Source organism: Streptomyces sp. NPDC058001 (genome assembly GCF_042886315.1).
Classification (GTDB): domain Bacteria; phylum Actinomycetota; class Actinomycetes; order Streptomycetales; family Streptomycetaceae; genus Streptomyces.
The window spans coordinates 387,450-400,084 of sequence record NZ_JBHVQT010000001.1 but is presented as its reverse complement, the minus strand read 5'-3'; the positions used below and the strand labels follow the sequence as shown (position 1 = coordinate 400,084).

The following is a 12,635-nucleotide window of genomic DNA, read 5'->3' as shown; positions in this document are numbered from 1 at the left end:
ATTCTCTCAGGTACCTACGACAGCTGGGGAACGGATCCACGACGGGTGCGAATCCGTCCGCGACGAGTGGGAACCGATCGGGGCCGGGCGGTGTATCAACGATGTGAGGACGCGGGAGGGGGACCGCATCGCCGTCGACGACAGCGCGGTGGACGAGGGCGCGGTGATCGCGCGGGTGCGCGCCGGGGAGCCGGAGGCGTATGCGCTGCTGGTCCGCGCCCACACCGCGCTGGCGCTGCGTGCCGCGCGGGCGCTCGGGGCGGGGGCGGACGCGGAGGACGTGGTGCAGCAGTCCTTCCTGAAGGCGTACTGCACCCTGGGCCGGTTCAGGGACGGTGCGGCTTTCCGGCCATGGCTGCTGAGCATCGTGGCCAATGAGACGAGGAACACAGTGCGGTCGGCGGCGCGGCGGCGCTCGGTCGTCGACCGCGAGGCGGCGCTGCGGGAGGCGGAGCCGCTGATACCGGAATCGGTGGATCCGGCGCACGCGGCGGTCGCCCGGGAGCGGCGCGCGGCCCTACTCGCGGCCCTGGACCGGCTGAGCGAGGACCACCGGCTGGTCGTGACGTACCGCTATCTGCTGGAGATGGACGAGGCGGAGACGGCCGAGGCCCTGTCCTGGCCCAGAGGCACGGTCAAGTCCCGCCTGAACAGAGCCCTGCGCAAACTGGCCGGCCTGCTGCCACCCGGCATGGACATACGGGAGCGAGCGGCAGAGAAGGCGGCAGAGGAAGCGGCAGGGGAAGGCGCGAGGGAAGGAGTGGCGGAGGGAGGTGAGAGGGATGAGCGACGCGGGTGACGGCGGGATCGGGGGCGAAGAGGTCGGAGGCGAAGAGGTCGCGGGCGACGGGGTCGGGGCCGATCGGGGGGTGCCGGAGCAGAGGTTGCCCGAGGGGCGGTCGGCGGAGGGACGGTCGGCGGAAGGGTCGGCGGCGGAGGGGTTGCCGGAGGAGTTGCGGGGGCTGGGGCGGGCCTTGGCGCGGGCCGATACCGAGGCCGGGACGGAGTCGATGGTCGAGCGGGTGCTGGAGCGGATACTCGCCGGGGATCTTCCGGCCCCGGTGGTACTGACCGAGCCTCCGGGGCCGTCCGGCCGGGCCCGGCGCTGGGCGCGGGGCGCGCGGCGCTGGGCGCGCGCGCGGCGGCGCGCGCTGGTGGCGGCCCTGTGCGGTCTGCTGACCGTCCTGGCCCTGACTCCTCCGGTACGGGCCGCGGTCGCGGACTGGTTCGGCTTCGGCGGAGTGCGGGTCCGGGTCGACCCGTCGTCCGCGCCCACGTCCGGCGCGGTGGTGCCGGGCTGCGGCCGGACGCTCACCCTCGCGGAGGCGGGGCGCCGCGCGGGCTTCGCGCCGGTGTTCCCGAAGGCCCTGGGCACCCCGGACGCGGTTCAGGTCACGGGCGAGCGCGGGGACCGTCCCCTGATCAGCCTGTGCTGGCGGGAGGCCGGCGGGACGATTCGGTTGGACGAGTTCCCGGCGCGGCTCGACACGACGTTCGTCAAGGTGACGTCCCAGCCGGTGGAGTGGCTCGAACTTCACCCGAGCGGTGGCGGCGACGAGGGCGATGGGGGCCCTGGTGGGTTCACCAACGACCTGGCGCTCTGGTTCGCGACGCCGCATCGGCTCACGTTCTGGATGTGGGACGGGCAGGGCGACCGCTGGACGCGTTCGGAGCGGGTCGCGGGACCCACGCTGCTGTGGGCGCACCCCGGCGAGGGAACACGCCCCAACGATGGGCTGACGCTGCGTCTGGAGGGGGTGCCGTCGAGTGGACGGGCCCTGGACATCGCGAGGTCGACACCCGGAGTTGACCGTCCCGGAAACTGACGGACCGTGGGCGGTCCGAAGTGAGCGGTCCGAAGTGGGAACCCGGAGGGCTCGGGCGGTGTACCAGAAGTGACGCGGTGCGGAGGGACCGTACCGGGGAGCGACTGGGGGTTCGGATGCGCGGGACAGACGGGGCGGGTGGAGCGGGGAAGTGGCGTGCGGCGAGGGCACGTTGGGGGACCTGGGTGGGTGCGGTGATCGCGACGGTGGCGGCGCTGGCCATGGTCGTGATCGGGGCGCCGACGGCGACGGCGGGCGGACCGACGAGCGTGCTGGTGGTCTCCCCGGAGAGCGCCAAGGCGAGGGCTTTCTACTACTCGGACGAGGAGTACGGCGAGTTGAGGACCCTTGTGGGCGAGCCGAAGAAGGGCGGTAAGGCGCCACTGGACGAGGTGAAGATGGGGAACGGCCGCCAGATCAATGTCACCTGGATGGTCCACGACATATCGCCGTGGCGCCTGGACCGGATCTTCCCTGACCAGCGCGGCACCGACACCGTCTGGATCCATACGGCGCAGCAGATGCCGGACCTCACCGACGGCACCTGGCACCAGGCCGAGCATCCGGCGGAACTGCGGGCGCTGCTCAAGAAGTTGGGCCTGATGGGCAAGACGTCACCGGAGGGCTCGGGCGGCATCTTCCCGGAGCCGGCCACGGCATCCGGCGAGACGGCCGCCCCGGAGGCGGCGCCGCCGGCCCCGGACGCGTCGGCGCCTCCCGCGTCCACGGCGAAGGCGTCCACGGGCACGTCCGAGAACTGGTGGTGGTCCCTGCCGGGTCTGGCGGCGGGAGCACTGCTGGCCCTGTTCCTCCGCCCGATAGCCCTGCGCGTGGCGGCCACGGGCCCGGTGGCCTCGTGGCGCCGACGCGGCGGGGACGGGGACCCCGAGCCCGGCCCGCGCCAGGAGCTGCGGGACCTGTGAGCCGAGTAGGTCGAGAGAGACGAGTGGGTCGCGGCCGGGGACGGCCACCGGGGCCTGCCCCGGTGGCCGGTCGGTCCGGTGGTCAGTCGGTCGGGAGGCCCGGGGCCGGGAAGACGGCCATCAGGTCGGCGACCTCGGTACGGAGCTTGGCGAGGGCGTCCTCGTCACCGGACCGGGCGGCGGCCACCCCGCGGTCGATCCACTCGGCGACCGTCGGCATATGGGTGGTGGTGAGGCCGCGTGAGGTGAGGGAGGGGGTGCCGATCCGGATGCCGGAGGGGTCGAAGGGCTTCCGGGGGTCGTAGGGCACGGTGTTGTAGTTGACGACGATCCCGGCCCGGTCGAGGGCCTTGGCGGCGATCTTGCCGGGGACGTCCTTGGGGGTGAGGTCGATCAGGATCAGATGGTTGTCCGTGCCGCCGGAGACCAGGTCGAAGCCACGGGCGAGCAGGGCCTCGGCGAGGGCGCGGGCGTTGGCGACGACGGCGTGGGCGTAGTCACGGAAGGAGGGCTGGGCCGCTTCGTGGAGGGCGACGGCGATGGCGGCGGTGGTCTGGTTGTGGGGGCCGCCCTGGAGCCCGGGGAAGACCGCCTTGTCGAGGGCCTTGGCGTGCTCCTCGCGGGACATCAGCATCGCGCCGCGCGGGCCCCGCAGGGTCTTGTGCGTGGTCGTGGAGATCACGTCGGCGTGCGGTACGGGTGACGGGTGGGCGCCTCCGGCGACCAGGCCGGCGATATGGGCGATGTCGGCGACGAGGACGGCGCCGGACTCGTGGGCGATCTCGGCGAAGGCGGCGAAGTCGATGGTGCGGGGCAGTGCGGTGCCGCCGCAGAAGATCAGCTTGGGCCGTTCGGCGAGGGCGAGATCGCGGACCTGGTCGAAGTCGATGAGGCCGGTGTCCTGGCGGACGCCGTACTGGACGCCCCGGAACCACTTGCCGGTGGCCGAGACGCCCCAGCCGTGGGTGAGGTGGCCGCCCATCGGCAGGGCCATGCCCATGATGGTGTCGCCGGGCGCGGCGAAGGCGAGGTAGACGGCGAGGTTGGCCGGGGAGCCGGAGTAGGGCTGGACATTGGCGTGGTCGACGCCGAAGAGGGCCTTGGCGCGGGTCGCGGCGAGGCGTTCGACCTGGTCGATGACCTGTTGGCCCTCGTAGTAGCGGCGGCCGGGGTAGCCCTCGCTGTACTTGTTCTGGAGGACGGTGCCGCCGGCTTCGAGGACGGCGGTGGAGACGTAGTTCTCGCTGGGGATCAGGCGCAGCGTGTCGGCCTGGAGCTGTTCCTCGGCGGCGACGAGGGAGGCGAGTTCGGGGTCGGTCGCGGCGAGTGCGGGATGCGAGAGGGGAAGAGACATGGCGTCCTCCGGGGCGAGCGGTCAGTGTCCGGTCGTGGTCCCGGGGTGCCCAGGCGGGCGGCACCTCGAAGGCGGGCGGGCGTCGGGACGCCCGTACCGCGTACGGCTTCCCCAGGGTCGCTTCCCTGCGCGCCAGTCGCCGCACGTGAAACCCACCCTAGCCCGACCTTCGGCGGGGAAGGTTTCGTTGTCCGGCATTCGAGCGACCATAGAAAGACGTCCGATCGACGTGAGGAAGGCGATAGAAAGGGGCGCCACCCCGCCCGCCCACCGCAGGATGAACGGAGAACCCGTGTCCACCACCGAAAATCCGACCGCACAGGTCATCGCATCGGCCGATGCGCACAGCGCGCACAACTACCACCCGCTGCCCGTCGTGGTCGCCACCGCGGAGGGCGCGTGGATGACGGACATCGAGGGGCGCCGTTATCTCGACATGCTGGCGGGCTATTCGGCGCTGAACTTCGGCCATGGTCACCGGCGTCTGATCGATGCCGCGAAGGCGCAGCTGGACCGGGTGACGCTGACGTCGCGGGCGTTCCACCACGACCGGTTCGCCGACTTCTGTACCCGGCTCGCCGAACTGTGCGGGATGGAGACGGTGCTGCCGATGAACACCGGCGCGGAGGCCGTCGAGACGGCGGTGAAGACCGCGCGGAAGTGGGGGTATCGGGTCAAGGGCGTCCCGGACAACATGGCGAAGATCGTGGTCGCGGCGGGCAACTTCCACGGGCGTACGACGACGATCGTCAGCTTCTCGACGGATCCGGAGGCACGGGCGGACTTCGGCCCGTACACGCCGGGTTTCGAGATCGTTCCGTACGGCGACGCGACCGCGATGCGTAACGCGCTCACGGAGAACACGGTCGCCGTGCTGATCGAGCCGATCCAGGGCGAGGCGGGGGTACTGGTGCCGCCGACGGGCTATCTCCGGACGGTCCGGGAACTGACCCGCGAGCGGAACGTGCTGTTCATCGCCGACGAGATCCAGTCGGGGCTCGGCCGGACGGGTCAGACGTTCGCGTGCGAGTACGAGGGCGTGGTGCCGGACATGTACGTGCTGGGCAAGGCGCTCGGCGGTGGTGTCGTACCGGTGTCGGCGGTGGTGTCGAGCGAGGCGGTGCTCGGGGTGTTCCGGCCCGGTGAGCACGGGTCGACGTTCGGCGGGAACCCGCTGGCGTGCGCGGTGGCCCTTGAGGTGATCGACATGCTGAGCACCGGCGAGTACCAGCAGCGGGCGGCCGAGCTGGGCGATCACCTCCACCATGAGCTGCGGCTGATGGCGGCAGGTCCGGGCAGCGCGGTGCGGGAGGTGCGCGGACGGGGTCTGTGGGCGGGCGTCGACATCGACCCGGCGCGCGGTACAGGTCGGGAGATCTCGGAGCGGCTGATGGACAAGGGGGTGCTGGTGAAGGACACGCACGGTTCGACGATCCGGATCGCGCCGCCGCTGGTCATCAGCAAGGAGGACCTGGACTGGGGCCTGGACCGGCTGCGGGAGGTGCTGACCGCCTAGAGTCCCTTCGTGCCTCTTGGAATGATTTGCGCGCTCGGTGCGGCGGTCTGCTTCGGTACGGCGTCGGTGTTGCAGGCCGTCGCCGCGCGGGCGGCGGAGCCGGGGACCGGGTCCGGGGTGGATCCGGCGCTGCTGCTGCGGGCGTTGCGGCAGTGGCGCTATCTCGCCGGACTCGCCCTGGACGGGATGGGGTTCGTGCTCCAGATCGTGGCGCTGCGCTCCATCCCGATCTACGCGGTCGGCGCGGCGCTCGCCGCGAGTCTCGCCGTCACCGCGGTGGTCGCGGCGCGTCTGCTCGGCGTACGGCTGAGCGGGCGTGAGTGGGGTGCGGTGGCGATGGTCTGCGCGGGTCTGGCGATGCTGGGCCTGGCGTCGGGGGCGGAGGGGACGCGTACGGGCTCGGACGCCCTGCGGTACGCGATGCTCGGCACCGCCGTGGCCGTGCTCGGGCTCGGTGTGGCGGCGGGGCGGCTGCCGGACCGGGTGCGGGCGGCGGCGCTGGGGCTCGGGGCGGGGGTGGGGTTCGGGGTGGTCGAGGTCGCGGTGCGGCTGATCGATGATGTGGCGCCGGTGGCGTTGCTGACGAATCCGGCGACGTATGCGCTGCTGATCGGTGGGGGTGCCGCTTTCCTGCTGCTCACCTCGGCGTTGCAGCGGGGTTCCGTGACGACGGCGACCGCCGGGATGGTCATCGGCGAGACGATCGGCCCGGCGCTCGTGGGTATCGCCTGGCTCGGTGACCGTACCCGCCCCGGTCTCGCCTGGCTGGCGGCCGTCGGCTTCGCGGTGGCGGTCTCGGGCGCCCTGGCCCTGACCCGCTTCGGCGAACCCCCCGCACCCCCGGCCCCCACGGAACCCGCCGAGCCCGCCGAACCGCTTCCGCGCTGACCCACTGGCCCACTGACCCCAACCGTCCGAGAAGTGGCCAGATAGTTGCGGCACTGGCCGATCGCGCCATTTTCCGTAACAACCTCCCGACCCCCTCGCCCACGCGGCTCCCGCGTCGGCCGCGTGCGGGCTTGTTCGGGAATGGGGTGATGTAGGCGTGCGCTGGGGCGACTTGTCGACATGTGGTGCGGTGGCTGAAGATCGACCAGTGCGGGGTGGGCGCGTGGACGGACTTGATCAACAGGGCGCGTCACCCGCTAAGCTCCTTTGTGGTGCGCCTAGTTGACGCGATGCAAACCCTGTCGTGTCCCGCAGCGCGGGCCATGCCTGTCGTGCAGGGGGATCACATCCGGTGGTCCGAAACGTGCCGCCGAACCGCGCGCCGGTAACACGACAGGGGCCCCACACGCTTCTCCCTCTGTTTCGATTGTTCGATCGCGTTGGTTTTGAGGATGCTGATGGAACTTGCCACTCCGCCACCGGCGGTCAGGACTCCGGCTGCCTGGCACGCCTGGTGGCTCCTGCCGCTGGGACTCGCCGCGGGCACGGTCACGACCGTGGTCGCGGGCCCCGACGGGGCACGAATACCCGGGCTCGTCGCGGGGGTGGTGGCGACCGCGGCGGCGGCCTTCTGCGTCCGGCTCCTGCTCCGTTCGCGGGCCGAGCTGCGCCGCGCGGCGGCCGGATTCCAGACAACGCAGGCACATCAGCTCCACCAGTGGCAGCAGCGTGCCGCCGCCCAGGATCAGCAGTGGCAGGAGCGACTGGCCACGCTGGAAGGCACGTTGGAGGCGGAGCGATCGGCGCATGAGGCGCGGATCGCGGAGGCCGCCCGGGGCGGGCAGGACGTGGCGGAGCGTCAGCGGGTCCTCACCGCCCGGCTGAGCGGTGACTATCTCCCCAAGGCGCTGGAGCGGTTGCGGGCGGGCGACGCCATCGACGACGTGCTCGCGCCGTTGGGTGAGGACGCGGACGCGGCGGCGACGCCGGAGTTCCGCGCCGAGTTGCGCAAGGTGTTGCGTGCGGCGCTGATCTCGGTCGAGCAGGAACTCGACCGCAGTACGTCGGCGGAGCAGGCGGTCATCAGTATCGGCAGCCGTATTCATGTCCTCACCAGCAAGATCCGGGGTCGGCTGCACGAAATGCAGGGTGAGCACGGCCGGTTGCCGGCGGTGGCGCGCGGACTGATGGAGCTGGACCAGGCGATCGGCCCGGCGGACTGTCTCGCGGCGAGTATCGGCGTCCTCGGCGGCTCGGACCGGCCCGGACGGCAGTGGCAGGAGCCGCAGCGGCTGCTGAGCGTGGTGCGCGGCGGTATCGGCCGGATCAAGGACTTCGACCGGGTCCAGGTGCGTCATCTGCCCGAACTCGGCGTCGACGGCGGCCTCGTGGACCACCTCACGCTGGTGTTCGCGCAGCTCCTCGACAACGCGGCGCGTTACTCGCCGCCGAGTGAGCCGGTGGTCGTCTCCGGCAAGGAGGTGCCCAACGGTGTGGGCATCGAGATCCAGGACGCCGGCAAGGGCCTGACCGAGGAGAAGAAGCGGCAGGCCGAGCAGGCGCTGCAAGGGATCGCGGAGGGCCCGGGTCTCGGCGGCCTGTCCGAGGACGCCCATCTGGGTCTGCGCGTGGTGGGGGCCCTGGCGCAGAAGTACGGGATCCGGGTGACGTTCGCGGACTCACCGTGGCTCGGTACGTCGGTGGTGGTGGTCGTCCCGCACAAGTACTTCACGCCGCTGCCCGTACTGCGCCCTTCAGGTGCGTCCCAGGTCCTGGACGACGACCTTTCCGTCAGCGCGGCGTCCCTCACCGCCCCGGACGTCCTTCCCGCCGACTGGCGCACCGACCGCACCGACATCACCGCGGACGACCTCTCCGTCGACGCCCTCGCGCATCACACCGAGCCCCACACCCAGCCGTTCCCCGGCACCCGTACCTTCACGGAGACCAACGCCGGTACGGACACCACCCCCGGCGGCCTGCCCAGGCGCCGCAGCAAGCGGGACACGTACGAGGCCGCGGACGCCGACCAGCAGCCGGCACCCGTGACCGCGGCGACCGCCGCGACCACCACGGCCACCGTCGCTGTACCACCCGACGCGTCCTTCACCGGCCTGGCCGCGTTCGCGACCGCCGGAAGAGAGACCGACGAGCCCCGTAACGAAGAGAGCGACTAGCCACAATGACGCAACACGGAACCGACGTGAGCTGGGCGCTCCGCGATCTCGTCGACAGCATCGAGGAGATCCGTTTCGCGCTCGTGGCCTCCAGCGACGGCAAGGCGATCACGTCCTTCGGCGCCGACGACCCGGACGACGTGGACCGTTTCGCGGCCGTCGTGGCGGGGCTCCAGGCGCTGGCGCAGCCCGTGGCGGAACAGTTCCCCCAGTTCGGCGGGCAGTTGCGCCTCGCGATGATCGAGGTCGACGGCGGCCATCTGTTCGTGGTCCGCGCCGGTCTGGAGACCTACCTCGGTGTGATCGCCCGGGAAGGGCTCGACCAAGGACTCCTCGGCCATCAGATGCGCGATCTGGCCCGCAGGATGGGCGAGTTGCTCGGCACCACACCCCGTCTGGAAGAGCATCCTGGATGACTGACCCCCACCGGCCCACGGAACCGTCAGGTCTTGAGCGGTACTACGTCCTCACCGGAGGTCGCAGCGGACCGGGCGGTTCGGCGTTCAGCCTGGACGTGGCGACCCTCATCGTGTCCCGTACCGCCCCGGTCGCGGGAATGCAGCGCGAGCACGAGGAGATCCTCCGGTGGTGTCGCGATCCGCTGTCGGTGGCCGAACTCGGTGCCCATCTCGGATTGCCGTTCAACATTCTCGCGGTGCTCGTGACCGACCTGCTGGACGCGGGCCGGGTGGAAGCGCGTAACCCGCTGTCGGCGTCCGCCGGTCACGGGTCGGATCTCGCGCTGCTTGAGGAGGTACTCAGTGGACTTCAACGGCTTTGACCGCCCGGACCTGCCGTCGGCGGTGGGCGGCGTGGACGCCGCGACCCGCTCGGTCAAGATAATGATCGCCGGCGGTTTCGGCACCGGTAAGACGACCATGGTCCGTGCGGTGAGCGACATCAGACCGCTCACCACCGAGGAGACGCTGACGCAGGCGAGCGCCGACGTCGACGACCTCATCGGTGTCGCGGACAAGCAGGAGACGACGGTCAGCCTCGACTTCGGACGCATCGCGATCAACGAGCGCCTGATGTTGTACTTGTTCGGTACGCCGGGCCAGGAGCGGTTCTGGTTCCTGTGGAACGGGCTGTTCAAGGGCGCGCTCGGCGCGATCGTCCTGGTGGACACCCGCCGGCTGGCGTCGAGTTTCCGGGCGATCGAGGAGATGGAGCGGCAGAAGGTGCCGTTCGTCATCGCCCTCAACGTGTTCCCGGACTCGCAGCACCATCCGGTCGAGGAGATCCGCGACGCGCTCGACATCTCCCCGCACACACCGGTCGTGGCCTGCGACGCACGCGACCGGGCGTCCAGCCGCGATGTGCTCATCGCCCTGATCCAGCACCTCAAGGATCGCTCTGCTCTCGCCCTGGAGCCCCGATGACTGACGCGCCCTCCCTCACGGACGCCCCGGCGAGCGGCGGGCGGTGCCCGGTGTCGACCGGTCCCGACGGCCTGGTCCGGCTCTACGGTCCGGGCGCGGCGACCGACCCGCACGGCATCTACGCCCGCCTGCGCAAGCAGTACGGGTCGGTCGCACCGGTCCTGCTCGAAGGCGACGTACCGGCGTGGCTGGTCCTGGGGTACCGGGAGAACCGGCGGGTCCTGGACAACCCGCGCCAGTTCGCCCGGGACTCCCGTATCTGGCGGGACTGGAAGGAGGGGCGGATCGACACCATGTCGCCGCTCATCCCGATGGTGGGCTGGCGCCCCGACTGCGTGTCGCAGGACGGCGAACCGCACCGGCGGCTGCGCGGCGCGGTGACGGACAGCCTCCAGGCGGTGGCGGGCCGGGGCATCCGGCGGCATGTCACGCACTTCGCGAACAAGCAGATCGACGCGTTCGCGGACGAGGGCCGCACGGATCTGGTGAGCGAGTACGCCGAGTACCTCCCGATGCTCGTCCTCACCAGGATGTTCGGGCTCGGTGAGGACCAGGGCCGTCGACTCGCCGCGTCCTGCGCGGAGTTGATCAAGGGTGGCGCGGACGCCGTCAAGCACGACCGGCTGATCGGCGAGGTCCTGACGGAACTCGCCGCGCGCAAACGCGCCGAACCGGGCTCCGACTTCACCACCGGTCTGATCGAGCACCACGCGGACCTGGACGACGACGAGATCATCAGCCATCTGCGGCTCGTCCTGATCGCCGCGCACACCACCACCAGCAATCTGCTGGCGCGGGTGCTGCAACTCGTCCTCACCGACGCGGACCGGCTCGCGGGCCTGGTGAGCGGGCAGTTGAACGTCTCCTCGGTGGTCGAGGAGGTCATGTGGAACACACCGCCGCTCGCGGTCTGCCCCGGACGGTTCGCGACCGCCGACCTCGAACTCGGCGGTCAGCGCGTCAAGGAGGGCGACCTCCTGGTACTCGGCCTCACGGCGGGCAACCTCGACCCCGAGGTACGCCCCGACGCGGCCGTCGCCCTGCACGGCAACAAGGCCCACCTGGCCTTCAGCGGCGGCGCCCACGAATGCCCAGGCCAGGGCGTAGGCCAATCCATCATCGAAACAGCGGTGGACGTCCTACTCCACCGCCTCCCGGGCCTACGCCTCTCCGTCCCGACAACGGGCCTGACATCAACAGCGTCAACGTGGGAATCCCGCCTGGACACATTGCCGGCAGAATGGACAACAACGCCATAGTTCCCGCTGCGACAGCGCCCCGTAAGGGGCGCGGGGAACTGCGCGACCAGCCACCGACAACCCGCACCTTTTCCACCGACCTTCCCGCGCAGCGGAAAGGCCCCGCGCAGCGGAAAAGGGCGGGCGGGTGAGGATATCAGACGGTCAGCAAATCATCCGGCGCCGAACGGCTCGCGGCTCCGGAGGAATACCGCCCCGTGGTCAAGGCCCACTCATAGTTCCCGTTGATCCAATGCCGCGCCGCCTCCACCCCCATCCACACCCGCTGCCGTTCCTCCACGCCGAGGCCCAACTCCTCGCACATCAAGGGAACCCGCGCCTCGAACTCCACGTACCGCCGAAGGCCCTCCGTAGTCATGGCCACCGCCTCATCCACGGCCGACTCCCAGGAGAGCCCCCGCTCCCGGCGCAGCACTACGATCAGGTTGTGCCCGTCGCCTCGGCGCTTCTCGCGCTCGAAGGAGTGGATGTCGTTCATGAACCCGATCGTGTCGGCGGCGGCATCCCGCAACCCGATCATCACGGGATGCGCCTGCGCCTGCGCGGGCACCTCGAACCGCCGGCTCCGCTCCCCCGCGTCGATGCTGTGGTGAATCCCGACGGTACGGCGCCGGAACGCCGCGTACTCCTCGACCCCCAACTCCACGCCCCCGCCCCCCGCCGCGAGGTCGACCTCCTCGCAGTGGGCCACCAGGAACCGCCCCCAGGACGTCGCGAACCGGCCGACCCACGTCGGTGACATCCCGTCGGAAAGCTGATCCCACACCTCGGCCCAGGCCAGCGTGATGGGGCAGACCACCCGGGGAGCGCTACTGGGGGGCCGCAAGGGCGTCGCGACGAGTTCCCGGGCGACCTCCAGGACCCGATCCGCCCGGTCCGGTATCTCCGCGTCGAACTGGTCGTCGAAGAGAAAGGCCAGCGAGAACCAGTTCATCAGGACGACCATGTCGTCGGCCGAGGCGTACGGATAAGTACGGACGGCGGCCTGCGCCAGATCCCAGGACTCGTACTCCTCGAACCCTGCCTGGCTGCGCACGAGCCCCATCTCCCGTACCCACCGCAGATGTTGCTCGCGCGCCGGCGCCAGATGTGCGCTGACCGGGGTGCTGAACGGGATGTCGAAGCGCATGTCCTGCGGCATCTTGTGTCTCCTCGGGAGGGCCCACAGGGCCCCGCTCCCCGCAAGCAGTTGATCAGTCAAACATGCGGCAGAAGGCTGCCCGAGGAACGATCAATCTATGCGCGTGGACGATCAACTCCCGCCTTCGGCACACGTGTTCAGCAACACACCCACACAACCTCCAACACCC

General features: G+C 70.9%; 12 protein-coding genes. 10 read left to right on the top strand and 2 right to left on the bottom strand.

The genetic code is table 11. The features are described from left to right. Positions 1-103: 103 nt before the first annotated feature. From ACFVT5_RS01885 to ACFVT5_RS01875, 3 genes are all read left to right on the top strand, one after another. On the top strand, positions 104-799 hold the full coding sequence (locus ACFVT5_RS01885; protein WP_389880348.1) for an RNA polymerase sigma factor: 696 nt from the start codon (positions 104-106) through the stop codon (positions 797-799). Then, entirely contained in the window at positions 783-1,826 is a 1,044-nt protein-coding gene (locus ACFVT5_RS01880) for a hypothetical protein (protein WP_389880346.1), read from the top strand. The genes ACFVT5_RS01885 and ACFVT5_RS01880 overlap by 17 nt, the downstream gene beginning before the upstream one ends. Before the next feature lie 194 nt (positions 1,827-2,020). Continuing rightward, the gene (locus ACFVT5_RS01875; protein ID WP_389880344.1) at positions 2,021-2,749 is read left to right on the top strand and encodes a hypothetical protein; all 729 of its coding nucleotides are present in this window, start codon (positions 2,021-2,023) and stop codon (positions 2,747-2,749) included. Positions 2,750-2,831: 82 nt separating this feature from the next. Here ACFVT5_RS01875 and glyA read toward each other — a convergent pair whose 3' ends face one another. Further along, positions 2,832-4,103, bottom strand: coding sequence for a serine hydroxymethyltransferase (gene glyA / locus ACFVT5_RS01870; RefSeq protein WP_389880342.1), 1,272 nt, complete (start codon positions 4,101-4,103; stop codon positions 2,832-2,834). 277 nt (positions 4,104-4,380) lie between these two features. Here glyA and rocD point away from each other — a divergent pair, with 277 nt between their 5' ends. The 7 genes from rocD to ACFVT5_RS01835 all read left to right on the top strand — a co-directional run bounded on the left by rocD (position 4,381) and on the right by ACFVT5_RS01835 (position 11,325). Next, on the top strand, positions 4,381-5,619 hold the full coding sequence (gene rocD / locus ACFVT5_RS01865) for an ornithine--oxo-acid transaminase (protein WP_389880340.1): 1,239 nt from the start codon (positions 4,381-4,383) through the stop codon (positions 5,617-5,619). A gap of 21 nt (positions 5,620-5,640) precedes the next feature. After that, entirely contained in the window at positions 5,641-6,507 is an 867-nt protein-coding gene (locus ACFVT5_RS01860) for a hypothetical protein (RefSeq protein WP_389880973.1), read from the top strand. Between the two features lie 458 nt (positions 6,508-6,965). Then, positions 6,966-8,684, top strand: coding sequence for a sensor histidine kinase (locus tag ACFVT5_RS01855; protein WP_389880339.1), 1,719 nt, complete (start codon positions 6,966-6,968; stop codon positions 8,682-8,684). A 5-nt stretch (positions 8,685-8,689) separates the two neighbouring features. Next, entirely contained in the window at positions 8,690-9,100 is a 411-nt protein-coding gene (locus tag ACFVT5_RS01850) for a roadblock/LC7 domain-containing protein (protein ID WP_389880337.1), read from the top strand. Next, positions 9,097-9,465 carry a DUF742 domain-containing protein gene (locus tag ACFVT5_RS01845; RefSeq protein ID WP_389880335.1) on the top strand — a complete coding sequence of 123 codons (369 nt, stop codon included), beginning with the start codon at positions 9,097-9,099 and terminating at the stop codon, positions 9,463-9,465. Before ACFVT5_RS01850 ends, ACFVT5_RS01845 begins: the two co-directional genes overlap by 4 nt. After that, entirely contained in the window at positions 9,446-10,066 is a 621-nt protein-coding gene (locus ACFVT5_RS01840; RefSeq protein WP_389880334.1) for an ATP/GTP-binding protein, read from the top strand. Before ACFVT5_RS01845 ends, ACFVT5_RS01840 begins: the two co-directional genes overlap by 20 nt. Beyond that, positions 10,063-11,325, top strand: a complete 1,263-nt coding sequence (locus ACFVT5_RS01835) for a cytochrome P450 (protein ID WP_389880333.1) — start codon at positions 10,063-10,065, stop codon at positions 11,323-11,325. Before ACFVT5_RS01840 ends, ACFVT5_RS01835 begins: the two co-directional genes overlap by 4 nt. 136 nt (positions 11,326-11,461) lie before the next feature. Here ACFVT5_RS01835 and ACFVT5_RS01830 read toward each other — a convergent pair whose 3' ends face one another. Next, on the bottom strand, positions 11,462-12,466 hold the full coding sequence (locus tag ACFVT5_RS01830) for a terpene cyclase (protein ID WP_389880331.1): 1,005 nt from the start codon (positions 12,464-12,466) through the stop codon (positions 11,462-11,464). Positions 12,467-12,635: the final 169 nt, after the last annotated feature.